This is a genomic window from Cupriavidus sp. 09_S30, assembly GCF_056930435.1.
Genome location: NZ_JBXOWI010000001.1, coordinates 617,267 through 638,824 on the forward strand (window position 1 = coordinate 617,267; position 21,558 = coordinate 638,824).

At 67.8% G+C, this 21,558-nt stretch carries 18 protein-coding genes and 1 tRNA gene; 5 read left to right on the forward strand and 14 right to left on the reverse strand.

What is annotated here, in order from left to right:
- Positions 1-31: 31 nt before the first annotated feature.
- Entirely contained in the window at positions 32-1,117 is a 1,086-nt protein-coding gene (gene cyoA, locus AC1Z3O_RS02925) for a ubiquinol oxidase subunit II (protein WP_483513380.1), read from the reverse strand.
- A gap of 153 nt (positions 1,118-1,270) precedes the next feature.
- Here cyoA and AC1Z3O_RS02930 point away from each other — a divergent pair, with 153 nt between their 5' ends.
- Positions 1,271-2,596: an MFS transporter gene (locus AC1Z3O_RS02930; protein WP_483517503.1), complete on the forward strand. Its 1,326-nt coding sequence runs from the start codon at positions 1,271-1,273 to the stop codon at positions 2,594-2,596.
- A 173-nt stretch (positions 2,597-2,769) separates the two neighbouring features.
- On the opposite strand, the gene trmB is transcribed toward AC1Z3O_RS02930, so the two are convergent.
- The 3 genes from trmB to AC1Z3O_RS02945 all read right to left on the reverse strand — a co-directional run bounded on the left by trmB (position 2,770) and on the right by AC1Z3O_RS02945 (position 4,543).
- Positions 2,770-3,531, reverse strand: a complete 762-nt coding sequence (trmB, locus tag AC1Z3O_RS02935) for a tRNA (guanosine(46)-N7)-methyltransferase TrmB (protein ID WP_483513381.1) — start codon at positions 3,529-3,531, stop codon at positions 2,770-2,772.
- A 101-nt stretch (positions 3,532-3,632) separates the two neighbouring features.
- Positions 3,633-3,707: transfer RNA gene (locus tag AC1Z3O_RS02940), tRNA-Gly, on the reverse strand.
- Between the two features lie 125 nt (positions 3,708-3,832).
- Positions 3,833-4,543 carry an SDR family NAD(P)-dependent oxidoreductase gene (locus tag AC1Z3O_RS02945; protein WP_483513382.1) on the reverse strand — a complete coding sequence of 237 codons (711 nt, stop codon included), beginning with the start codon at positions 4,541-4,543 and terminating at the stop codon, positions 3,833-3,835.
- A 547-nt stretch (positions 4,544-5,090) separates the two neighbouring features.
- Here AC1Z3O_RS02945 and AC1Z3O_RS02950 point away from each other — a divergent pair.
- Together AC1Z3O_RS02950 and AC1Z3O_RS02955 are read left to right on the forward strand one after the other, a co-directional pair.
- Positions 5,091-5,774: a type 1 glutamine amidotransferase domain-containing protein gene (locus AC1Z3O_RS02950; protein ID WP_483513383.1), complete on the forward strand. Its 684-nt coding sequence runs from the start codon at positions 5,091-5,093 to the stop codon at positions 5,772-5,774.
- Between the two features lie 87 nt (positions 5,775-5,861).
- A complete protein-coding gene (locus AC1Z3O_RS02955) occupies positions 5,862-6,773 on the forward strand; it encodes a LysR family transcriptional regulator (RefSeq protein WP_483513385.1) in 912 nt (303 codons plus the stop codon).
- 190 nt (positions 6,774-6,963) lie between these two features.
- Here the strand turns inward: AC1Z3O_RS02955 and AC1Z3O_RS02960 are convergent, their stop codons facing one another.
- Both AC1Z3O_RS02960 and AC1Z3O_RS02965 read right to left on the reverse strand, forming a co-directional pair.
- Positions 6,964-7,920: an aldose epimerase family protein gene (locus AC1Z3O_RS02960; protein ID WP_483517504.1), complete on the reverse strand. Its 957-nt coding sequence runs from the start codon at positions 7,918-7,920 to the stop codon at positions 6,964-6,966.
- 221 nt (positions 7,921-8,141) lie between these two features.
- Entirely contained in the window at positions 8,142-9,347 is a 1,206-nt protein-coding gene (locus tag AC1Z3O_RS02965) for a polyhydroxyalkanoate depolymerase (RefSeq protein ID WP_483513386.1), read from the reverse strand.
- Between the two features lie 251 nt (positions 9,348-9,598).
- Between AC1Z3O_RS02965 and AC1Z3O_RS02970 the strand changes: the two genes are divergently transcribed.
- A complete protein-coding gene (locus tag AC1Z3O_RS02970; protein ID WP_483513388.1) occupies positions 9,599-10,252 on the forward strand; it encodes a glutathione S-transferase family protein in 654 nt (217 codons plus the stop codon).
- A gap of 47 nt (positions 10,253-10,299) precedes the next feature.
- On the opposite strand, the gene AC1Z3O_RS02975 is transcribed toward AC1Z3O_RS02970, so the two are convergent.
- Positions 10,300-12,315, reverse strand: coding sequence for an acetoacetate--CoA ligase (locus AC1Z3O_RS02975; RefSeq protein ID WP_483513389.1), 2,016 nt, complete (start codon positions 12,313-12,315; stop codon positions 10,300-10,302).
- Between the two features lie 139 nt (positions 12,316-12,454).
- On the reverse strand, positions 12,455-13,984 hold the full coding sequence (gene ubiD, locus AC1Z3O_RS02980) for a 4-hydroxy-3-polyprenylbenzoate decarboxylase (RefSeq protein ID WP_483513391.1): 1,530 nt from the start codon (positions 13,982-13,984) through the stop codon (positions 12,455-12,457).
- A 629-nt stretch (positions 13,985-14,613) separates the two neighbouring features.
- Between ubiD and AC1Z3O_RS02985 the strand changes: the two genes are divergently transcribed.
- Positions 14,614-15,702 (forward strand): lytic transglycosylase domain-containing protein, encoded by a 1,089-nt coding sequence (locus AC1Z3O_RS02985; RefSeq protein ID WP_483513393.1) that lies wholly within the window; start codon positions 14,614-14,616, stop codon positions 15,700-15,702.
- Positions 15,703-16,081: 379 nt separating this feature from the next.
- On the opposite strand, the gene AC1Z3O_RS02990 is transcribed toward AC1Z3O_RS02985, so the two are convergent.
- The 6 genes from AC1Z3O_RS02990 to AC1Z3O_RS03015 form a co-directional block, all read right to left on the reverse strand.
- Positions 16,082-17,263 (reverse strand): pyridoxal phosphate-dependent aminotransferase, encoded by a 1,182-nt coding sequence (locus AC1Z3O_RS02990; RefSeq protein ID WP_483513395.1) that lies wholly within the window; start codon positions 17,261-17,263, stop codon positions 16,082-16,084.
- Positions 17,264-17,409: 146 nt separating this feature from the next.
- On the reverse strand, positions 17,410-17,886 hold the full coding sequence (nusB, locus tag AC1Z3O_RS02995) for a transcription antitermination factor NusB (protein WP_483513397.1): 477 nt from the start codon (positions 17,884-17,886) through the stop codon (positions 17,410-17,412).
- On the reverse strand, positions 17,879-18,388 hold the full coding sequence (ribH, locus tag AC1Z3O_RS03000; protein ID WP_483513398.1) for a 6,7-dimethyl-8-ribityllumazine synthase: 510 nt from the start codon (positions 18,386-18,388) through the stop codon (positions 17,879-17,881). Before ribH ends, nusB begins: the two co-directional genes overlap by 8 nt.
- A gap of 78 nt (positions 18,389-18,466) precedes the next feature.
- On the reverse strand, positions 18,467-19,579 hold the full coding sequence (gene ribBA, locus AC1Z3O_RS03005; RefSeq protein WP_483513399.1) for a bifunctional 3,4-dihydroxy-2-butanone-4-phosphate synthase/GTP cyclohydrolase II: 1,113 nt from the start codon (positions 19,577-19,579) through the stop codon (positions 18,467-18,469).
- Positions 19,580-19,794: 215 nt separating this feature from the next.
- On the reverse strand, positions 19,795-20,931 hold the full coding sequence (ribD, locus tag AC1Z3O_RS03010) for a bifunctional diaminohydroxyphosphoribosylaminopyrimidine deaminase/5-amino-6-(5-phosphoribosylamino)uracil reductase RibD (protein ID WP_483513401.1): 1,137 nt from the start codon (positions 20,929-20,931) through the stop codon (positions 19,795-19,797).
- A 65-nt stretch (positions 20,932-20,996) separates the two neighbouring features.
- Positions 20,997-21,557 (reverse strand): pilus assembly FimT family protein, encoded by a 561-nt coding sequence (locus AC1Z3O_RS03015; RefSeq protein WP_483513403.1) that lies wholly within the window; start codon positions 21,555-21,557, stop codon positions 20,997-20,999.
- Between the last annotated feature and the right edge of the window lies 1 nt (position 21,558).

The following is a 21,558-nucleotide window of genomic DNA, read 5'->3' on the forward strand; positions in this document are numbered from 1 at the left end:
GCGCATCATCGGGCGGGGCCTGCGGGGATCGCTATCGCTGCAGGTTGCCGCCGGATGCGGAGACGGTGGGAGTGCGCGCGAGACGTGCGGTGTCGGCGGCCGTGCAGACCGCGCTCAGGTAGGGGGGGCTGCCGCGCGCCAGCCCGAGCCGCGCGCGGGCGGCTTCGGCCGCGGCGGCATCGTGTGCCCCGCCTTGGCGGCCGCGCGAGTCCATTGCCATCACGTCGCGAATGCATGGGCGGCCGGCCTCGACGCAACGGTTCACGATGGCGTCGTAGAGGTCCTTGTCCACGCTGGCATAGTGCCGCACGGGTTCGCGCTCGCTAGGCTGCTCGAGCTTCAGGTAGGCCGCGCGGCTCAGCGCACCGCCGCCGCTCCTGACCTGCTTCACCCATTGCTCGAAGTCGGCGCCGCTCATGCCGTGGAAGGTGAAGCGCATGCCCGAGAAGCCGGCGCCGCTGTAGTTGGCCGAGAATCCTTCATAGACGCCGGGCCGGTTGATGACGGCATGCAGCTTGGTCTCCATGCCGGGCATCGCGTAGATCTGGCCTGCCAGCGCGGGGACGAAGAAGGAGTTCATCACGCTGGTGGCGGTGATCCTGAAGCGGATCGGCTGATCCACCGGCGCGGCCAGTTCGTTGACGGTGGCAATGCCCAATTCCGGGTACACGAAGAGCCACTTCCAATCCATCGCGACCACTTCCACCGTCAGCGGCACGGTGCCGGTCGGCACCTCGCGCGCCTCGTCGAGCCGGGCGAGCGGGCGGAAAGGATCGAGCTTGTGGGTGCTGACCCAGGTCAGCGCGCCGAGCGCGATGATGATCAGCAGCGGCGCGGACCAGATCAGCAGTTCCAGTTGCGTGGAGTGGTCCCAGTCGGGCTCATAGGTCGCCTCTGTGTTCGAGGCGCGGTATCGCCATGCGAACAGCAGCGTCAGCGCGATCACCGGAACGATGATCAGCAGCATCAGGCAGGTGGAGATGATGATGATGTCACGCTGCCGGACCGCAAGGTCGCCGGCGGGCGACAGCAGGACAGCGTTGCATCCAGCCAACAGCGTGAGGGCGGGCAGCAGGAGCAATCCGCACTTGGCTTTGAGGTTTGGCCTTGTCGGCATAGGTGACACCTTAGCCGTGGGAGAGAGCGCTGAATTTACGCCCGTGATCGCGTAGCGAGAACTGGACATATTCCCTATGGCAAAGTGGTCTGGCGGATGCCATTCTTATGGATGCGGCACGAAACCGCGTCCGACCTGCGAGAGGGCCTGATGATGACCAGCATCACTCACAAGCACCAATCGTCTTCTGCTTCACCTGCTGCGCCCGATCCCGCGCATCGCGCGCAGGTCGCCCCGGGAGAGATCGCCACCGGGGTCGTCATCGGCCGGGCCTCCGAGTACTTCGACTTCTTCGTCTACGGCATTGCCTCTGTACTGGTGTTCCCTTCGGTCTTCTTTCCGACCATGGAGAGGCTGGAAGGGATGTTGTACGCTTTCACGATCTTCTCCTTCGCCTTCATCGCGAGGCCGTTCGGCACGGCCTTGTTCATGAGGATCCAGCGTCGCTGGGGACGCGGCATCAAGCTCACGGCCGCGCTGTTCGTGCTGGGCACGTCCACGGTCGGGATAGCATTCCTGCCTGGCTACAACAGCCTCGGCTTCACGTCCATCGTGCTGCTGTCTTTCTTCCGCGTACTGCAGGGCATCGGCTTCGGCGGCTCGTGGGACGGCCTGCCCTCGCTGCTTGCAATCAATGCCCCGTCGCAGCGGCGTGGCTGGTACGCCATGCTGGGACAACTCGGTGCGCCGATCGGCTTCATCGTGGCCTCCGCGCTGTTCCTTTTCCTCTATACGAGTCTGGACGGCGGCGACTTCCTGGATTGGGGCTGGCGCTACCCCTTCTACGTCGCTTTCGCGATCAACGTGGTGGCCCTGTTTGCGCGACTGCGGCTGGTGGTCACGCAAGAGTACACCCAGCTGCTGGAAGAAGGCGAGTTGGAACCGATCAGCACCATGGAAATGGTACGCGGCCAAGGTTACAACATCTTTATCGGCGCCTTCGCGGCGCTGGCCAGCTATGCGCTGTTCCACCTGGTCACGGTGTTCCCGCTGTCCTGGGTGGTGATCAGCGCCACCCAGGATGTCAGCCACGTCCTGGTGGTGCAGATCATCGGTGGCTTTATTGCCATCTTCTGCACGCTGGCCTCCGGGCGCATCGCCGACATCATCGGGCGCCGCACCACGCTCGGCCTGATGGCCGGCCTGATCGGGGTGTTCGCCTTGTTCGCCCCCTTCCTGATGGGCGGCGGCGCGGCCCGGCAGAATCTGTTCATCCTCGTAGGCTTTGGCTTGCTGGGGCTGTCCTACGGGCAGGCCGCGGGAACGGTCACGGCCAACTTCGAGCGGCGCTTCCGCTACACGGGCGCGGCGCTGACTTCCGACTTCGCCTGGCTGTTCGGCGCCGCCTTCGCGCCGCTGGTCGCGCTTGGCCTGTCCACAGTGTTCGGGCTGGTGGCGGTCAGTGCCTACCTGCTGTCGGGTACCGCGTGCACCATGGTGGCGCTGCGCATCAATCGGGCGCTGGAGACACGCGACTGAGGCGCGACTGAGGCGCAACGCCATATCGCAAGCGCTGCGGTAGGCTGCCGCCCACGCGGTGACCACAAAAGCAAAAGAGGCCTCGCCCGCAAGGGGAGGCCTCTTATCATTCCTGCTTCCTTATTCGGCTGCGGGCCGCGCTCCTGGGGGCGGCCCTAGTCATGCCTGGAAAATCAGCCGCGCTTGCGGAACACCACATCCCAGACGCCATGGCCCAGGCGCAGCCCGCGGCGCTCGAACTTGGTGACCGGACGGTAGTCGGGGCGCGGCGCGAAGCCGCCGGCCATATCCGAGGTGTTTTCCAGCGTCGGCTCGCCCGACAGGACTTCCACCATCTGGTGCGCGTACTCTTCCCAGTCGGTGGCGCAGTGGATGTAGCCGCCCGGCTTCAGGCGGCTGGCCAGCAGCTTCACCAGCGGCGGCTGTACCAGGCGGCGCTTGTTGTGGCGCTTCTTGTGCCAGGGATCGGGGAAGAAGATATGCACGCCGTCCAGGCTGTCCTCGGTCAGCATGTGTGCGACGACTTCCACGGCATCGTGCTGCAGGATGCGCACATTGCCGATGTCCCGTTCGCCGACCAGCTTGAGCAGCGCGCCCACGCCGGGCTCGTGCACTTCGCAGCCGAGGAAGTTGTCCTGCGGGCGCAGTGCGGCGATGTGCGCGGTGGTCTCGCCCATGCCGAAGCCGATTTCCAGGATGGCCGGCGCTGCGCGGCCGAAGGCGGCCTGCCAGTCCAGGGGCTCGGGTGCATAGGGCAGCACGAAACGCGGACCCAGGTCGTCGATCGCGCGCTGCTGGCCCGTCGACGTGCGGCCGGCACGCCGCACGAAGGAGCGGATGCGGCGCGGATGGGCTACACCCTCGATGTCGGCGGCGTCGGGCGCGGCGTCGACACCTTCCGGCGTCGGGTCGGTAGGGGGGGATTGGGGAAGCATGGCAACAAGAAAGCCGCCGGGCGGTTTCCGAACCGGTTGGCGCTGGCTTCAGCGCAATGACCACGGATCGGCTGCCTCTGGCGGCTTGATTCAGTATGCGGTGGAGCGGGCGATGGGAATCGAACCCACGTCTTTAGCTTGGGAAGCTAAGGTAATAGCCATTATACGACGCCCGCGGAGGACGCAATTCTATGCGGGATTTGGGTGGTGGCGCAAGCAGCAGGGCTGCCTGCTTGTCGAAAAAGTGCGACAAAAGCCATGCGCCTGCTGCGCCCGCCCCGGGCGCAGCAAGCGCCGGCGCTCAGTGCCCCGCGCTCTGGCCGCCGTCCACATGCAGGATTTCGCCCGTCACGAAGGGGGCGGACTCGAGAAACAGGATGGCTTGCACGATATCTCGCATCTCGCCCATATGGCCGACCGGATGCAGGGCGCCGAGCGCTTCGTGGGTTTCCGGCGCGTGCATGGGCGATTTGATGATGCCTGGCGAGACGGCATTGACGCGAATCCCGGTCTTCGCGTACTCGATCGCCAGCGACTTGGTGGCAGCATTGAGGCCGCCCTTGGTCAGGGAAGCGAGCACCGACGGCACGCCCTGGATGGCGTGATCCACCAGGCTTGTCGTGATGCTGACCACATGGCCGCTCCGGTTCTTCTCCATCTCGGCAATGGCGAGCTGCGTGATATGGAAGAAGCCCGACAGATTGACACCCGTCGTGGCGGCGTAGTCTTCCGCGGTGTAGCGGGTAAATGGCTTGGCGAGGAAGATGCCGGCGTTGTTGACGAGCGTGTCGATGCGGCCGAAGGTTTTGAGGCCTTCGGCAATCACGCGGCGTGCCGTGGCCGGGTCTGAGATATCGCCTGCGACGGCCAGGATGTCCGCGTCATCTGAGGGCTTGATCGTCCGTGCCGTCGCGACGACGCGGTAGCCGTGTTCGCGGTAGGCCTTGACCAGCTCAGCACCGATGCCTTGGGATGCGCCTGTGATAACGGCGACTTTTTGGGGAGAGCGCATTGCAAACCTCTAGATAGGTTGATTGATTTGGCTTTATGCCGATCGGACCAGCGGGGCCGATGGGAACCAATCTAGTGCAGCGGTCCTGGCGCACGAATGCCCACCGCGGACCAACAGTTATGCGCAGCGGGAACAAGTCGATAGGGAAGATCTCCCAGGGCGCCTGGGAGGGCACCAACCGCAATCGCGGAGAAGATTGGCGTTGATGGGAATACGAGGGCTTGCGCTTAGGGGCGCCGCGCCTCCTTCACTCGCTGTGGAGATGGGCAGCCGGTGGTTCGTCATGACTGCAAACAGGTGGGGGGGTAAAGTGCCGAAAAACGTACACTGGCAAGCCAGGCCAGCCATGACCCAGCCTTTGATTTTCAAGTCGCATGCTCCATGCTTCGAAGGGTCGCACGCCGCGAGGTAAGACAACGAACTGGCATTTGTGCCTGGCGCAGTGCGGGGTCGGTCGATCCGGCTGCAGGTATCGCATCGCATTGCATCGGGCGTCGCATTGCCGGGGCCCGGTGGAAAGGCAACCTACGTCTTTGGGAGATCCGTCATGAAGGTTCTGATCGTTCTGACTTCTCACGACCAACTCGGCGATACCGGCGCGAAGACCGGTTTCTGGCTCGAGGAATTGGCCGCGCCCTACTACGTGCTGCAAGATGCCGGCGTCGATGTCACGCTCGCCTCGGTCAAGGGCGGACAGCCGCCGCTCGACCCGAAGAGCAATGACCCCGGTTTCCAGACGGATGCGACGCGCCGCTTCGAGGCGGATGCCCAGGCGAAGGCTGCGCTGGCGACGACGCGCAAGCTCTCCGACGTGTCGGCCGACGACTACGACGCGGTGTTCTATCCGGGCGGGCACGGTCCGATGTGGGATCTCGCCGAGGATGCGCACTCGATCGCGCTGATCGAACGCGTGTATGCCTCAGGCAAGCCGGTCGCCGCGGTCTGCCATGCGCCCGGGGTTCTGCGCCATGTGAAGGCGCCGGACGGCAGCCCGCTGGTCAAGGGCAAGAACGTGACGGGCTTCACGAATACCGAGGAGGAGGCCGTCGGCCTCACCAAGGTCGTGCCGTTCCTGGTGGAAGACATGCTGAAAGCGAACGGTGGCCGGTATTCCAAGGTCGGCGACTGGCAACCGTATGCCGTGGAGGACGGCTTGCTGATCACCGGCCAGAATCCGGCGTCGTCCGAACGCGTCGCCCACACGCTGCTTGGCCAGCTGAGGTCGCGCTAGAGCGCGCTGGGGAGCGGAAGCAGCCCGGGAATCCGAGAGCGCATCGAGGATGCCCCGGGCATCGCCATCCATCGGATGCCTCATGGAATGAAGCGACAATTCGACGACCTTCAGCTCGGCAGCATCGAACTGTTCTGTCTCGCCGCGGAGCTCGGCAGCTTCACGGCGGCGGCAGTTGCAGCCGGTGTGACGCCGCCCGCGGTCAGCCGCACGATCCTCCGGCTGGAGCAGCGGCTGGGCGTCCGCCTCTTTGTGCGTACGACACGGCAGATCCGGCTGACCGAAGCTGGGCGCGTCTATTTCGAGCAGAGCCGCCGTGCCCTGGCGCAACTGGTGGAAGCCGAGCGGCAGATCAGCGGGCAGCAGGTGGCGCCGGCGGGCCTGGTGCGGATCAGCTTGCCCACGCCCTACGCGCACTATCGCGTCCTGCCCATCCTTCCCGCATTCCGGGCGCGGTATCCGGACGTCGAGATCGATGTGCATATCAGCAACCGAAATGTCGATTTTGCGGACGATACCTACGACCTGTCCGTGCGCGGGCGGGCGCCGGACGATTCGAGCCTCATCGCCCGCAAGCTGGAAGACGCGGAGATGGTCGTGGTAGGCACCCCGGACTATCTCCGGCGCGCGGGTACGCCCCGGACGCTGGACGATCTGCACAAGCACGAGTGCATCCAGTTCGAAGTGCCCAGCAGCGGCAGGAGGCTTCCGTGGACGTTCAACGTGGAGGGAGAGGGAACGGACATGCTCACGCCGGGCACCTACGGCACGTCGGAGGATGCGCTCGGTGGCGTCACGCTGGCCCGGGCGGGAGCCGGTCTCTTCCAGACCTACCGCTTCGTCGTCGAGCAAGACCTGCGGGATGGCGCACTCGTCGAGGTTCTGCCCGACTATGGCGGCCGCACGCGGCCCTTTGTCCTGCTCTACCCCTCCGCCCGGCACGTGACGCGCCGGGTCCGCGCATTCGTTGACTTCCTGGTGGAGAAGTGTGCCGCCTAGCCATGCGCGGCTCGGTCTCGGCGTACTGCCCTCGGGAGGGAGAGCGGGAGAGACCGCCGGGGATCCGGCAATCCGGGAAGGCGTCGTCAAAGGGACTTCGATGCGCGAAGCGGGCAGCTACTGAGCCTGGCCTGGCTCCGCCCTCTTCACGTTCGGATCGGGCGCACCGGCAGCGTTGGCCAAGGCCGGCTCACGCTTGCACCTTGAGCCGGCACACAGCGTAGTCTTCGTCACCCGGCGCCAGCCAGCGCAGGCCGTTGCCATGGCCGATGGCATCAGGCAGGCCCAGCCAGGGCTCGACGCAATAGTAGTCGGCCTGCTCGTGCTCGCTCCACGTGGTCACGGCATGCCAGGCGGCGCTGCCGCCGGCATCCAGTTCGATGGCGAGGCGCCGGCCGCGCGGGGCGGCGGCATGCGGCGGGATGGCGAGCACAGCGGTGCCGGCATGGCCGTCGGCAGGCCGGAGCACGTGGAAGGTGTCCTGCAGGCGCGCGTCATCGAGACGGTAGCTGGCGGCGCCTGGCTCGGCTGGCGCGAGCGCGCCGTCGGGCCGCTGGCGCTGGCGTGCCGCCGGCGGCATGGCCAGCGTGGCGCCAGCGCGCACCGAGGCCGGCAGCCCGAAGTAGAAGTGGTGGCCGGCGTAGTGCGGCAGCGGCGCGGTGCCGGTGTTGCGGATCCGCAGCGTGGCTTCCAGCCCGTCCGGCAGCAGGCGGTAGCCGGCGGTGAAGGCGAAGTCGAAGGGGTAGCCGGCGCGTGTCGCGTCCGAGGCGTGCAGCGACATGGCGATCGACGGGCCACCCTCGCCATCCTGGGCGGCGTCGACTGCAAAGGGCAGGTCGCGGGCGAAGCCGTGCTGCGGCAAGGCGTGGACGCTGCCGGCGGCGTCGCGCCAGCGTCCCGCTTCGCCGTCGGCGAAGTGCCGGCCGATGAAGGGGAACAGCAGCGGGTTGCCGCCCCGGATCTTGCCCGAACGGGTCCAGTCGGCAGAGTCTGGCCAATAGAGGATGTCTTCGCCCCGATGTACCCAGCGCACAAGCCGTCCGCCGTGGGCCGGCGCCAGCAGCAGGAAGCTGGTGTCGTCGCCGACGCGCACGAGCGTCTGGCCCTGGAAGTTGACTGCCGTCGGCAGGGGGGAGGGGGCTGGCATCATCGGGACTCCGTTGCGTTGCCGTGGTGTCGGGGGTGCCGGCATGGCGCCGGCGTGGTGCGAGGGCAGGCCGCCCTCGCGCGTCGCCATGATAGCGTCCCGGTCAGCGCCTGGTTCATGCGTTCTCACCACGATGGTGCCGGCGCACGGTTCGGTGTGCCACGCTGGTGCATGCGCGCGGGCCGCGCCAAGGCGCCGGCCTGCGCGCTCCGGTGCTTGGCTCAGGCGCTCATGTAGATGTGGTCGCGTACCAGCGGGTAGACCTGCACTTCCCAGCGCTTGCCGTGGAACACGCCATAGTGACCGACGCCGGTCTGCACATGGTGCATGCGCTTGCAGGGCGGCAGGCTGGCGCACAGGTCCTGCGCTGCCATGGTCTGCCCGATCGAGCAGATGTCGTCGCGCTCGCCCTCGATGGTGAGCAGCGGGGTGCGGCGGATCGCGGCGGGGCGTACGCGCCGCCCGGCGACCGCGAGATCGCCCTGCGCCAGCAGGAAGCGCTGGAAGACCTGGCTGACCGTCTCCAGGTAGAAGTCGGCGGCCAGGTCCATGGTGGCGAAGTATTCCTCGTAGAAGGACTGGATGGCGTCGGCCTGGGCGTGTTCGCCGCGGGCGCGCAGCGCATAGAGGTCGCGCAGCGCCTGCTCGTGGCGTTCCAGGTTCATCGTCATGAAGGCGAGCAGCTGGACGAAGCCCGGGTACACGCGCCGCAGCGCGCCGGGGTAGCGCAGCGGTACCGTGCCGATCAGCGTGGTCTCGAACCATTCGATCGGGCGGCTGGTGGCAAGCGCGTTGACCTTGGTGGGGTTGACGCGCGCGTCGATCGGGCCGGCCATCAGGGTCAGGCTTGCCGGCTGCGCCGGATCATCGTCCTCGGCCATCAGTGCTGCCGCCGCCAGTGCCGCCACAGTCGGCTGGCACACCGCAACCACGTGGGTGCCGGCGCCAAGCTCGCGCAGGAAGGCGACCAGGTGCTGGACGAACTCGTCGAAGCCGAAGCGGCCGCAGGCCAGCGGGATGTCGCGCGGGTTGTGCCAGTCGGTGATGTAGACATCGTGGTCGCGCAGCATGGTCTGCGCGGTGCCGCGCAGCAGGGTGGCGAAGTGGCCCGACATCGGCGCCACCAGCAGCACGCGCGGCTGGCCGCTCACACCGTGGCGGCGCAGCCGCAGCAGGGAGCAGAAGGGGGTGCGCATCACCACCTCTTCGCTGACCTGGACCGGCATGCCGTCGACCATCACGCCTTCGATGCCGAAGGGCGGGCGCTGGTGCGTCAGCCTGGCCAGCGCGAGGACCTCGCAGGCCGCGCGCATCGCCCGGGCCGCCTCGCTCGTCGTGCCGCTTGCCAGCGACGCGGCAGCCAGCCCGGCCAGCGCGCAGGCTGGATGGGTCAGGTCCGCATAGGTTTGGTACGCCTGATAAAGCATCGCTCGGCCTCATCGTGCAATGGCCTCTGATGTGCAATATATATGCCAATGCGCGAAAGTTGGCACGCAGTTTGCGAGGTATTCAGCGGCAGGCGTGGCCTGTCGCACTGAAGGGTGGCAAAGCGCCGGCGGATCCGCAGGCGGCACCGGCCGATTTCAGTGATTCAGTGGACTAGCTGCTAGGCTTCAGGAAGGATGCCCCGCCTGGAGTCTTTCCGCTCGGCGACCGCCTGTATGGCAATGGAGGCGCGATGGCAAAGACGACGCTTACGATCAGCAGCAAGACCTATTCTTCCTGGTCCCTGCGCGGCTGGCTGCTGGCCCGCTTCGCCGGGCTGGAGTTCGACGAGGTAGTGGTGTCGCCCGAAGATGCGTCGGTGCGTGCCGAACTGCTCTTGCTCTCGCCATCCATCCTCGTGCCCTGCCTGCGTCACCAGGGTGTGACGGTCTGGGACACACTGGCGATTGCCGAATACCTGAATGAAGTGCGTCCCAAGTCGGGGCTGCTGCCGGCCGACCGCGCCGCGCGCGCGCACTGCCGCGCCATCTGCGGCGAGATGCACTCTGGCTTCGCCGCGCTGCGCGCCGCGCTGCCGATGAACCTCAAGGGACACTTCCCGGGCCTCAAGGTCTGGTCGCGCGCGCAGGCCGACATCGATCGCATCTGCGCCATCTGGAGCGAGTGCCTGGACCGCTACGGCGGGCCCTACCTGTTCGGCACGCGCACCATGGCCGACGCGATGTACGCGCCGGTGGTGACGCGCTTCATGACCTATGGCGTGCAGGTCGATCCGCTGCCGCTGGCCTACTGCAAGCAGATCCTTTCGATGCCCGAGCTGCAGGAGTGGATGGCCGCCGCCAAGCAGGAACCCGACGAGATCAGCGAGCTGGACGTCGAGTTCTAGCGGTGGCGGTACCGGCGCAGGGGGCGGCGCCGGTAGCCGGTAGCGGCTCAGGCCGGGCTGTCCTGCGCCTGGCGCGCGGCGAGGTAGGCCGCCGCGTAGGCGAAGTACCACTCCAGGCAGTCGGGGTTGGCCATGGCGTCGCGGTTGGCGATCTTGTCGGCGGGATGGCCGAGCAGCAGTTTCTTGATCGGCACTTCCATCTTCTTGCCAGACAGCGTGCGCGGCACCGCCGGCACCTGCAGGATCTCATTGGGCACGTGGCGGGCCGACAGTGCCTCGCGGATGCGCGCGCGCAGCGTATCGCGCAGCGCGTCGTCCAGCGACAGGCCTTCGCGCAGCACCACGAACAGCGGCATGTAGGACTCGCGGCCCAGGTATTCGAGGTCCACTACCAGGCTGTCCAGCACCTGCGGCAGCTCTTCCACGACCCGGTACAGCTCGCTGGTGCCCATGCGGATGCCGTAGCGGTTGATGGTGGCGTCCGAGCGCCCGTAGATGATGGCGCCGCCGCGCGCGGTGATCTTGATCCAGTCGCCGTGGCGCCAGACGCCCGGATAGACGTCGAAATAGCTGTCGCGGTAGCGCTGGCCGTCGGTGTCGCCCCACAGGAAGAGCGGCATCGATGGCATCGGCTCGGTGCAGACCAGCTCGCCGACCTCGTCGATCAAGGCCTTGCCCTGCTCGTCGAAGGCTTCCACCTTGGCGCCCAGGCAACGGCATTGCATCTCGCCCGAGTAGACCGGCAGCAGCGGGCAGCCCGCCACGAAGGAGCCCGAGAAGTCGGTGCCACCCGACATCGGCGTCAGCCAGATGTCTGCGCGCACCTCGCGGTAGATCCAGTCATAGGCTTCGGCCGGCAGCGGCGAGCCGGTCGAGCCCAGCATGCGCAGGCGCGACAGGTCGGCCACCTGCGCCGGGCGGATGCCGGCCTTCATGCCACCGGTGAAAAAGGCGGCGCCCGCGCCGAAGGCGGTCACGCTTGCCGACTCGACGAAGCGCCACAGCACGCCCGCATCCGGCCAGGCGGGGTTGCCGTCGTAGATGGCGATGGTGGCGCCCAGCAGCAGGCCGGACACCTGGGCGTTCCACATGATCCAGCCGCTGCTGCTGTACCAGTGGAAGACATCGTCGGCGCCCAGGTTGTTGTGGAAAGCCATCAGCTTGAGCTGCTCGATGACCACGCCGCCGTGGCCATGCACGATGGGTTTGGGACTGCCCGTGGTGCCGGACGAGTAGACGATCCACAGCGGATGGTCGAAGGGGACCGACTCGATCTCCAGCGGTGCCGCATGCGCCAGCACCTCCTGCCAGGCATGCTGGCGCACCCGCGTGTCCAGGCGAGGCGATGTGCCCAGCAGCGGCACCACCACGACGTGCTCCAGGGAGGGCAGGGCGGCGACCAGGTCGGCCAGCACGGGGGTGCGGTCGAAGGCCTTGCCGCCATAGTGGTAGCCATCGACCGCGACCAGCACCTTGGGCTCGATCTGGCGGAAGCGGTCGATCACCGCTACCTGGCCCATGTCGGGGGCGCAGCCCGACCAGATCGCGCCAAGGCTGGCGGTGGCCAGGAAGGCGACGATGGTGGCGGGGACGTTCGGCAGGTAGCCGGCGACGCGGTCGCCGCGGCCCACACCCATCCGGCGCAGCGCATGGGCCAGGGACGCCACCTGCCGCTCCAGCTCGTCCCAGCTCAGCTCGGCCAGTGGCTGGGCCTCCCCGGCAAAGCGGATGGCGGCCCGCTGGCGTGCCGCGCCGGTGCCGACATGGCGGAATACCTGTTGTACGTAGTTGAGGCTGGCACCCTCGAACCAGCGTGCCCCCGGCATCTCGCGGCGCGCCAGCACGGCGCGCGGCGGGGTGTCGAAGCGCACGTCGAAATAGGCGCGCACGGCGTCCCAGAAGGCCTCGATCTCCGTCACCGACCATTGCCAGAGGCTGGCAAAGTCGGCGAAGTCGAGCCCGCGCTCGCTGGCCAGCCAGCGCATGAACTGCGCGATCTGGCTGCCGTCGCGGAACGCCGCGGACGGCGTCCACATCAGTTTTCCTTCTTCCAGCGTGGTCATGCTTGTCTCCTCCGTGGTCCGTCTTGGCGCGGACGCGGGTGGTTGGCGGTTTGGGTGCCGAGGGGCGGCGCCGGCCTGCGGGCCGCCCGGGCAGGCCTCCATGATACCTGCAGCGCACCCCGCACCGCCGGCCCGGGCTTCAGCGGCCGGCGGATGGCGCGAACAGGGTTTCCCACATGCCGTCCACGCGCGCCTTGACGGCCTCGTCCATGTGGATGGCGCGGCCCCACTCGCGGGTCGTCTCGCCGGGCCATTTGTCGGTGGCGTCGATGCCCATCTTGGAGCCCAGGCCGGAAACCGGGGAAGCGAAGTCGAGATAGTCGATCGGAGTGTTGTCCACCATCACGGTGTCCCGGCTGGGGTCGACCCGCGTGGTGATGGCCCAGATCACTTCCTTCCAGTCGCGCACGTCGACATCGTCGTCGACGACGACGATGAACTTCGTATACATGAACTGGCGCAGGAAGCTCCAGACGCCGAACATCACCCGCTTGGCGTGGCCGGCGTACTGCTTCTTCATGCGCACCAGCGCCATCCGGTAGCTGCAGCCCTCCGGCGGCAGGTAGAAGTCGGTGATCTCGGGGAACTGCTTCTGCAGCAGCGGCACGAACACCTCGTTGAGCGCCACGCCGAGCACGGCCGGCTCGTCGGGCGGCTTGCCCGTGTAGGTGGAGTGGTAGATCGGATCGCGCCGCATGGTGATGCGGTCGATGGTGAACACCGGGAACCAGTCCTGCTCGTTGTAATAGCCGGTGTGGTCACCGAAGGGGCCCTCCAGCGCGTGCTCGTAGCCCGACGGATGGGACGGGTCGGGGCGGATATGGCCCTCCAGCACGATCTCCGCGCTGGCAGGCACGTTCAGCTCGGACAGCGTGGGGGTCAGGCAGGATGCCAGTTCGGTGCGGCCGCCGCGCAGCAGCCCCGCGAACTGGTATTCGGACAGGGTGTCGGGCACCGGCGTCACCGCGCCCAGGATGGTGGCGGGGTCGGCGCCCAGCGCCACGGCGATGGGGAAGGGCTGGCCGGGGTTGGCCAGCGCGTGCTCGCGGAAGTCCAGCGCGCCGCCGCGATGGGCCAGCCAGCGCATGATGACCTTGTCGCGGCCGATGACCTGCTGGCGGTAGATGCCCAGGTTCTGGCGCTTCTTGTGCGGGCCGCGGGTGACCACCAGGCCCCAGGTGATGAGCGGCGCCGCGTCGCCCGGCCAGCAGGTCTGGATGGGCAGGCGCGCCAGGTCCACGTCCTGGCCTTCCCACACGATTTCCTGGCAGGCCGGGCTGGACACGCGCTTGGGCGCCATGTCCCACACCGACTTGGCAAGCGTCAGCAGCTTGCCCGCCTCGCGCAGGCCGCGTGGCGGATCCGGTTCTTTCAGCGCCGAGAGTACGCGTCCGATGTCGCGCAGGTCGGCCAGCGATTCGGCGCCCATGCCGAGTGCGACCCTGCGTGTGGTACCGAACAGATTGGCCAGTACCGGCACCCTATAAACGTGCTGAGGGCCGCTGCCTAGGGAGGGGCGTTCGAACAGCACAGCCGGCCCGCCGGCACGCAGCAAGCGGTCGCAGATCTCGGTCATCTCCAGGTTCGGCGACACCGCGGCAGCAACGCGCTTCAGCTCGCCCTGTGCCTCGAGTTTGCCGATGAAGTCGCGCAAGTCCTTGTATTTCATGGTGAATTCGTATGGCGCAGCGGGATGCTGCCGCCAGATCTCGGTTATTGTGTGTGTCCGTTAGAGCACTTCGCGTAAAGACGGCGCAAATTTTTTGCTTTTCCGCACGGCTGCGAATTGTAAGTTTTTTGTGTCATCAGGCCACGGGCCCTTCGCCGCCAGCCCAAGACAGTACGCCGATTCCGGGGGCTCGGGTGCACGGAAAGCAGCATCGCCATCCTTGTTACATATATCTGGAGGTAATGATTTTCTTCGCCCTTATTATTGACGGGATATAAAACGGTTCCTACAATCCGGTCTGCTCAATGGAATGTTGCGTCGCAACATGGGTTTCGCCCCGCTGTCAAGAGGGGAAGCAGCGAAATCCGCCATTTCAGACCGACCCGGCTGAAGCATCCGATTCGATGCGCCTGGCGGTCACCCCGGTTTCGCCGGGGCGTCTTGAGTCATTCGCAGCAGGGTGCGTTCCCCCAAGAGCGTACCCTGTTTCTCGTTGGACGCATGGGAAGCGTCCACCAACAGATGCCGGTCGTCCCTGCTAGACGGCGCAGCATCCTTACTTGAGTACGTTGGGATCGGGCGTGCGGCCGCTGTTTGCCGCCCGCAGCGGACAACGGATGGAGGTAAGCATGAGCGGTTGGAAAACCCTTCAGCTTCCCGGCGTCGGGCGGGCATTGCAGGTCCGCCTACGTACGCCGGTTCCAGGCGTAAGCCGGTCGCTTCAAATGCGGCTGGCACACCCTGTGGCGGGCCGCGCTTTGCGCGGTGGCCGCCTGACCTTGAAGTACGCCCTGAACAGCTTGGGCGTGGTGGCCGTGGTCACGGCCGTCTCGCTGTCGCTGAGCCAGGAGTGGCGCACAGAACTGGCTGGCCTGCTGGCCGGCGGCAAGGCAACATCGGTGCGGCTCGACGCGGCCGCGCCTGCCAGCAGCGCCGACGCGGCCGCGGCGCAGCTGGGCTACCCGCGCGGTGGCCTGGCGACGGCCAGCCTGCCGACGGGCGGCCTGCCGACCGTGAGCGGCGTGGACGAATGGAGCCAGACCGCGGCCAAGGTACCCTCGGTGGCCCACCTGGCCGCGCAGATCCCGGTGCAGCGGGTGGCGCTGGATGCCCGCGACAAGGCGGGCGTGCTGGGCAGCCCGCGGGAGCAGGCTGCGGTGGCTGAGTACATCGCACGCAAGTACCGCGTGGCCGCGGAAGCGACCGCGCAACTGGTCAAGGCCGCCTATACGACGGGCCGCGAGGTCGGCATCGACCCGCTGCTGATCCTGGGCGTGATCGCCATCGAGTCCAGCTTCAACCCCTACGCCGAGAGCGGCGTGGGCGCGCAGGGCCTGATGCAGGTGATGACCAAGGTTCACCAGGACAAGTACGAGGCGGTGGGCGGCGTTGCCGCTGCGCTGAATCCGTACGCCAACATCAAGATCGGCGCGCTGGTGCTCAAGGATTGCATCGCGCGGGCCGGTTCGATCGAAGGCGGCTTGAAGTACTACGTGGGTGCCACCACCAACACCGATGGCGGCTATGGCGCCAAGGTCCTGGCCGAGCGCACTCGCCTGCGCCAGGTGCTGGGCCTGCGCAACGCGGCGCCGGAAGTTGTCGCCCGCCCGGCGGCACCGGCCGTCAAGACGACCGAGGCTGGCCAGGGCGCTGATAAGCTCGAGGCTGCCGGCGCAACGCCGCCGGCCACGGTCATCGCGGCGCGCGGCTCCGCCTGATACGCTGTGAATCCGGAGCGTCCGCGGGCGCTCCGGCTGCCGCTGGCGGCGGGGCGTTCGTCACCGCCAGCGGCAGGAACACTCTCCCGCCCCCCACTTGCCGGCACCGCCCGGCATGCCTTCACCCCCAGGCCTTTTCCGTGCTCAGGCTCACTGCCGGCTCGATCCCCAATGCCATGCGGCGCCCGCCATCGCCGGCTCCCTCGCCTGCGGCTTTGCCTTTCCGGGCGGCCGCGACCAAGGCGCAAATTCAGTTTTTGGGCGACGGTCCGGGGCCATCAGTGAGAGTTTTCCCTGCGCCGTGTCGCGCGGGGAGCTGCCATCAAGGCCGGCCTATCGCTGCCGGCAGCGATAGGCGCTGGCAGGCGATTCAGGCGACTCAGGCGAACAACTTGCCGAGCCGCGCCATGGCCAGTTCGATGTTCTCCATCGAGGTGGCATAGGAGACGCGGATATAGTCGCGCGCCGTGTGCGGACCGAAGTCCTGGCCGGGTACCAGCACCACGCCGGCATCCTGCAGCATGGCCTGGGTCAGCCGGTCGGCGTCGCCGGCGGCGGGATGGTTGACGCCGCGGCAGTCGGCATAGACATAGAAGGCGCCGTCGGGCTTGACCGGTACCCGGAAGCCAAGCGCCTCCAGTGCCGGCACGATGGCTTCGCGGCGGCGGTGGAACTCGGCCTTGCGGGCATCGTAGATGGCGAGCGCCTCGGGCGTGAAGCAGGCCAGCGCCGCGTACTGGGCGACCGCGGAGGCGCAGATGAACAGGTTCTGCGCCACTTTCTCGAAGGCGTCGACCAGCGCGTCGGGCACCACCAGCCAGCCCAGGCGCCAGCCCGTCATATTGAAGTACTTGGAGAAGCTGTTGACGGTCACCACCTGATCGTCCAGCGACAGGGCCGTGACGGGCGGCGCGTCGTAGGACAGCCCCTGGTAGATCTCGTCGAGGATGGCGAAGCCCTTGCGTTCGCGCACCACCTGCAGGATCCGCTGCAGTTCGTCGGCCAGGATCGAGGTGCCGGTCGGGTTGGAGGGCGACGCCAGCAGCACACCGCGCGTGCGCTCACCCCAGTTGGCCTGCACCTGGGCAGCGGTAAGCTGGAAGCGTTCGGCCGGGCCGCTCGGGATCATCCGGGCCGCGCCATCGAAGGCGGCCACGAAATGCCGGTTGCACGGGTAGCTGGGGTCCGGCATCAGCACCTCGGCGCCGATCTCGACCAGTACCGCGCAGGCCAGCAGCAGGGCGCCCGAGGCCCCCGCGGTGACGATCACGCGGCGCGCCGGCACATCGACGCCGTAGGCCGTCTTGTAGTAGCCGGCGATGGCTTCGCGCAGCGCCGGGATGCCCAGCGCGCCCGTGTACTGCGTCACCCCGCTTCGCATCGCGGCCTCGGCGGCCCGCACCACCGGCTCGGCGGCGGTGAAGTCCGGTTCGCCGATGCCCATATGGACAATGTGGCGGCCGGCGCGCTCCAGCTCGGCGGCCTGTTTGGCCAGTTCCATAACGTGGAAGGGCGCGATATGCGCGAGGCGGGAGGCGGTGGCGATGCGCTGCAGGTCCATGGGTCTGTGGGGTCTGTGGGGCAGGTGGCGGCCCGCGATCAGTTCAGGTGGGGAAAATGACAACACCCGCCGCGGCGGGTGTTGCTGTTGGCGTTCTGGCGCCCCTTGTTGCGGCGGCATGGCCGCCGCGCGGGCGCGTCAGGCGCTCAGCGCCGCGCGGCGACTTCGGTGGCGCGCACTTGGGCGGCGACCTTGTCGAGTACGCCGTTGACGTACTTGTAGCCCTCGACGCCGCCGAAGGTCTTGGTCAGCTCGACGGCCTCATTGATCACAACCCGGTAAGGGATGTCGATGCAATGCACCAGCTCGTAGCTGCCGATCAGCAGCGCCGCGCGTTCCACCGGCGACAGCTCATCGACGGTGCGGTCCAGGAAGGGCTCGAAGGCGGCCGTCAGGCGCGCTTCCTCACGCGTGGTGCCGTTGAGCAGGGCGTCGAAATGCTCGCGGTCGGCCTTGCTGAAGCCCTGCGCATCGTGCAGGTGTGCCTGGATGGCGCCGATGTCGTTGCGGTTCAGCAGCCATTGATACAGGCCCTGCAGCGCCAGCTCGCGCGAGCGGCGCCGCGCGCTCTTGGGCGGTGCCTTGGGCGCGGCCGGCTTGCCGGTTTGGGGCGCATCACTCATCGTCGTCCTCGTCTTCGTCCTCGTCGCCATCATGCTCGCGCAGCGAATCGAGCGCCACCACCAGGTTGGCCATCTCGACCGCGGTGCGGGCGCAGTCGCGGCCCTTTTCACGGGTGCGGGCATGCGCCTGGGCGTCGGTGTCGACGGTGAGGATGCCGTTGGCGATCGGCACGTTGAAGTCCAAGCCCACACGGGTGAGGCCGGCGCCGGACTCGTTCGAAACCAGCTCGAAATGGTAGGTTTCGCCGCGCACGACCGCGCCCAGCGCGATCAGGGCGTCGAACTGGCCGCTTTCGGCCATCTTCTGCAGTGCCAGCGGCACTTCCAGTGCGCCCGGCACGGTCACCACCAAGGTGTCCTCGCCCTCGACGCCGAGTTTTTCCAGTTCGGCCACGCAGGCCTCGCGCAGTTCATCGCAGACGGGCTCGTTGAAGCGCGCCTGCACGATGCCGATGCGCAGTCCCTCGCCATCGAGGTTGCTGGGATAGAAACCGTGATCCATCGTGATTCTCCTGTATTCGGTAAGGCGGCCGTGCCGGGCACGGCCGCCGGATGTTCGGTGGTTCGGTCGATCAGTCGATCAGTCGGCGCGCGTGGCGCCCATGGACTGGTAGCCGGTGACTTCCAGATCGTAGCCGGTCATGCTGGGCACCCTTTGCGGCGAAGCCAGCACCCGCATCTTGCCCACGCCGAGATCCTTCAGGATCTGGGCGCCCGTGCCGTAGGTGCGCAGGTCGTGCTTCTGGCGCGCCCGGTTCTCCGGCGCGTCCAGCGCGCTGAACTGGCGGAACAGCTGCTCGGGGGTGTCGCCGCAATTAAGCATGACCATCACGCCGTGCTCCGCCTGGGCAATGGCTTCCAGCGCGGCAGCCACGCTCCAGGAATGGGTGGTGGACGCCACTTCCAGCAGGTCGAGCACCGACAGCGGCTCATGCACGCGCACCAGCGTCTCGCAGTCGGGACGCGGCTCGCCCTTGACCAGCGCCAGGTGGGCGCTGCCGCTGGGCTTGTCGCGGTAGGCGATGCAGTGGAAGGTGCCTTGAGGCGTCTGCATGCTGCGCTCGCCCACGCGCTCGATGATGCTTTCGGTGCGGCTGCGGTAGTGGATCAGGTCGGCAATGGTGCCGATCTTGATGCCGTGCTCCTCGGCGAACTCAATCAGGTCCGGCAGGCGCGCCATGGTGCCGTCGTCCTTCATGATCTCGCAGATCACCGCGGCAGGCGTCAGGCCAGCCAGTGCCGACAGGTCGCAGCCGGCCTCGGTGTGACCGGCACGGATCAGCACGCCGCCCGGCTGCGCCTTGAGCGGGAAGATGTGCCCGGGCTGGACCAGGTCGGACGGCCTGGCTTCGCGTGCCACTGCGGCCTGCACGGTGCGGGCGCGGTCGGCCGCCGAGATGCCGGTGGTCACGCCTTCGGCCGCCTCGATGGATACCGTGAAGTTGGTGCCGTGCTGGGTGCCGTTGCGGCTCACCATCGGATGCAGCTCGAGCTGCGCGCAGCGCTCGGCGGTGAGCGTCAGGCAGATCAGGCCGCGGCCGAATTTGGCCATGAAGTTGATCGCTTCCGGGGTGACGAAATCGGCAGCCAGCACCAGGTCGCCCTCGTTCTCGCGGTCTTCCTCGTCGACCAGGATGACCATGCGGCCGGCACGGATTTCGGCAATGATGTCTTCGGTACGGGCGATTGTCATGGAATGCTGGACGAAGAAAAAACGGGCAGGAGGCGGACGGGCGCCGCGTGACAAGGTTCCGGGCCGGCCTTGCGGCCGCGCTCAGGGCGGGGCGTGATCAAGGCCGGTATTGTACGCCAAGCGGGCCCGATCCGGCGCCGGGGCGGCGTGCGCGGCCCGACGGCGGGATGGGGCGGCCCGCGCCGACTGGGGACTGTGGCCCCTGGCGAGCCGCGCTAGGCGTGGCCGGCGTGATCGGCGTGGTCGGCGCGCCGGGCCAGCAGGCGCAGGTCGTCGCCGATCTGGCTGACCTCATGCCAGCGGAAGGCCGGCGCATCCTGCAACTGCGCCAGCGCGGGAAGCTGGAACATGCCTTGTGCATCCCCCAGCAGCTTGGGTGCCAGATAAACCAGCAACTCGTCGGCGCAGCGCTCCCGCACCAGCGAGCCGTTCAGCTTGTAGCCGGCCTCGACGTGCAGCTCATTGATGCCGCGTCGGCCCAGTTCTTCCAGCATCTTGCGCAGTTCGACCTTGCCCTGCGCGTTGGGCAGCATCACCACCTCGGCGCCGCGCGCCTCCAGCGCCTGGCGGCGTTCCGGTGCGTCCACCGCGCAGAAGACCAGCACAGGCTTGGCGAAGGGGCCGTGCTCAGGCGTCAGCAGGCGCGCGTCCAGCGGCACCTCCAGCCTGGAGTCGACCAGCACGCGCTGGGGCTGGCGCGGCGTCTCGACCGCGCGCACGGTCATCTGCGGGTCGTCGTCGCGCACGGTGCCGATGCCGGTGAGGATGGCGCAGGCGCGCGCGCGCCAGGCATGGCCATCGTCGCGTGCTGCCTGCCCGGTGATCCACTGGCTGGTGCCGTCGTGCAGCGCCGTCCGGCCGTCGAGCGAGGCCGCCACCTTCACGCGCACCCATGGCAGGCCGCGCGTCATGCGTGAGACGAAGCCGATGTTCAGTTCACGCGCCTCCTTCTCGAACAGGCCGCTGCGCACCTCGATGCCGGCCGCACGCAGCCGCTGCAGGCCACGTCCGGACACGCTGGGGTTCGGGTCCTCCATGGCCGCCACCACCTGCGCCACGCCGGCGCGCACCAGCGCGTCGGCACACGGCGGCGTGCGGCCGAAGTGGCTGCAGGGTTCCAGCGTGACGTAGGCCGTGGCGCCGGTGGGGTCGAAGCCGCGCGCGGCGGCGTCCTTCAACGCCTGGATCTCGGCATGGTCCTGCCCGGCGGGCTGGGTGGAGCCCTGGCCGATGACCTGTCCGTGCTTGACCAGCACGCAGCCGACGCGGGGATTGGGCGTGGTGATGTAAAGCCCGCGGGTGGCGAGCGCCAGCGCCTGCCGCATGGCGGCGTGGTCAGTGTCGGAGAACATGTGAGAAATGGTATGGATCCCGGTTTGGCTGCCGTGGCCGGCAGGCCGGCGGGTCAGCGGCACGCTCACGGCGGGCCGGCGGTGTCGCAGTCGGGATCCTGCCCCGGCGTGCAGATGCGAATCCGGCCTTGCGCGCCCACCCTGAGCTGCCGCTGCTCGCCGCGGCAGCGCAACATGAAGGTGGCGGCGAAAAAACCGCCTTGCTCAGTCCGAGAGTATCCCACAGCCGTCACGCGCAAGGCGGATTCGCCGCCGCTGGAGCGCAGCCGCACGGTCAGGCAGCGGTGGTGCAGTTGCACCGTGGAGACGGTGGCCTCGCCCTTGTCGCCGTCGCCGTCGTCGCCGGCTGCCATGCGCAGGCGCCATCCCCCGTTGAAGCCGGTTGCGCCGGGCAAGGGCTCGACCAGGACTTCGGTGCGCCGGGCCGCCGCCGCCGTTCGCGCGAGCGCGAGGGAGCCGGCCAGCCGGTCGCCCGCCTGCGTGACTTGCTGGCGGGCCTGCCAGGCTTGCCAGGAAGGGTAGGCCATGGCGCCGAGGATGGCGAGCAGCAGAAGGCAGCAAAGCAGTTCGACCAGGGTGGTGCCATGAGGCACGCCGCTTGCCGGGCGTGGGCCGGGCGGTGTCATG

Excerpts from the sequence above, each read along its gene's own strand:
- cyoA (WP_483513380.1), bottom strand. The coding sequence starts at position 1,117 with ATGCCGACAAGGCCAAACCTCAAAGCCAAGTGCGGATTGCTCCTGCTG.
- AC1Z3O_RS02930 (WP_483517503.1), top strand. The coding sequence starts at position 1,271 with ATGACCAGCATCACTCACAAGCACCAATCGTCTTCTGCTTCACCTGCT.
- trmB (WP_483513381.1), bottom strand. The coding sequence starts at position 3,531 with ATGCTTCCCCAATCCCCCCCTACCGACCCGACGCCGGAAGGTGTCGAC.
- AC1Z3O_RS02945 (WP_483513382.1), bottom strand. The coding sequence starts at position 4,543 with ATGCGCTCTCCCCAAAAAGTCGCCGTTATCACAGGCGCATCCCAAGGC.
- AC1Z3O_RS02950 (WP_483513383.1), top strand. The coding sequence starts at position 5,091 with ATGAAGGTTCTGATCGTTCTGACTTCTCACGACCAACTCGGCGATACC.
- AC1Z3O_RS02955 (WP_483513385.1), top strand. The coding sequence starts at position 5,862 with ATGAAGCGACAATTCGACGACCTTCAGCTCGGCAGCATCGAACTGTTC.
- AC1Z3O_RS02960 (WP_483517504.1), bottom strand. The coding sequence starts at position 7,920 with ATGCCAGCCCCCTCCCCCCTGCCGACGGCAGTCAACTTCCAGGGCCAG.
- AC1Z3O_RS02965 (WP_483513386.1), bottom strand. The coding sequence starts at position 9,347 with ATGCTTTATCAGGCGTACCAAACCTATGCGGACCTGACCCATCCAGCC.
- AC1Z3O_RS02970 (WP_483513388.1), top strand. The coding sequence starts at position 9,599 with ATGGCAAAGACGACGCTTACGATCAGCAGCAAGACCTATTCTTCCTGG.
- AC1Z3O_RS02975 (WP_483513389.1), bottom strand. The coding sequence starts at position 12,315 with ATGACCACGCTGGAAGAAGGAAAACTGATGTGGACGCCGTCCGCGGCG.
- ubiD (WP_483513391.1), bottom strand. The coding sequence starts at position 13,984 with ATGAAATACAAGGACTTGCGCGACTTCATCGGCAAACTCGAGGCACAG.
- AC1Z3O_RS02985 (WP_483513393.1), top strand. The coding sequence starts at position 14,614 with ATGAGCGGTTGGAAAACCCTTCAGCTTCCCGGCGTCGGGCGGGCATTG.
- AC1Z3O_RS02990 (WP_483513395.1), bottom strand. The coding sequence starts at position 17,263 with ATGGACCTGCAGCGCATCGCCACCGCCTCCCGCCTCGCGCATATCGCG.
- nusB (WP_483513397.1), bottom strand. The coding sequence starts at position 17,886 with ATGAGTGATGCGCCCCAAACCGGCAAGCCGGCCGCGCCCAAGGCACCG.
- ribH (WP_483513398.1), bottom strand. The coding sequence starts at position 18,388 with ATGGATCACGGTTTCTATCCCAGCAACCTCGATGGCGAGGGACTGCGC.
- ribBA (WP_483513399.1), bottom strand. The coding sequence starts at position 19,579 with ATGACAATCGCCCGTACCGAAGACATCATTGCCGAAATCCGTGCCGGC.
- ribD (WP_483513401.1), bottom strand. The coding sequence starts at position 20,931 with ATGTTCTCCGACACTGACCACGCCGCCATGCGGCAGGCGCTGGCGCTC.
- AC1Z3O_RS03015 (WP_483513403.1), bottom strand. The coding sequence starts at position 21,557 with ATGACACCGCCCGGCCCACGCCCGGCAAGCGGCGTGCCTCATGGCACC.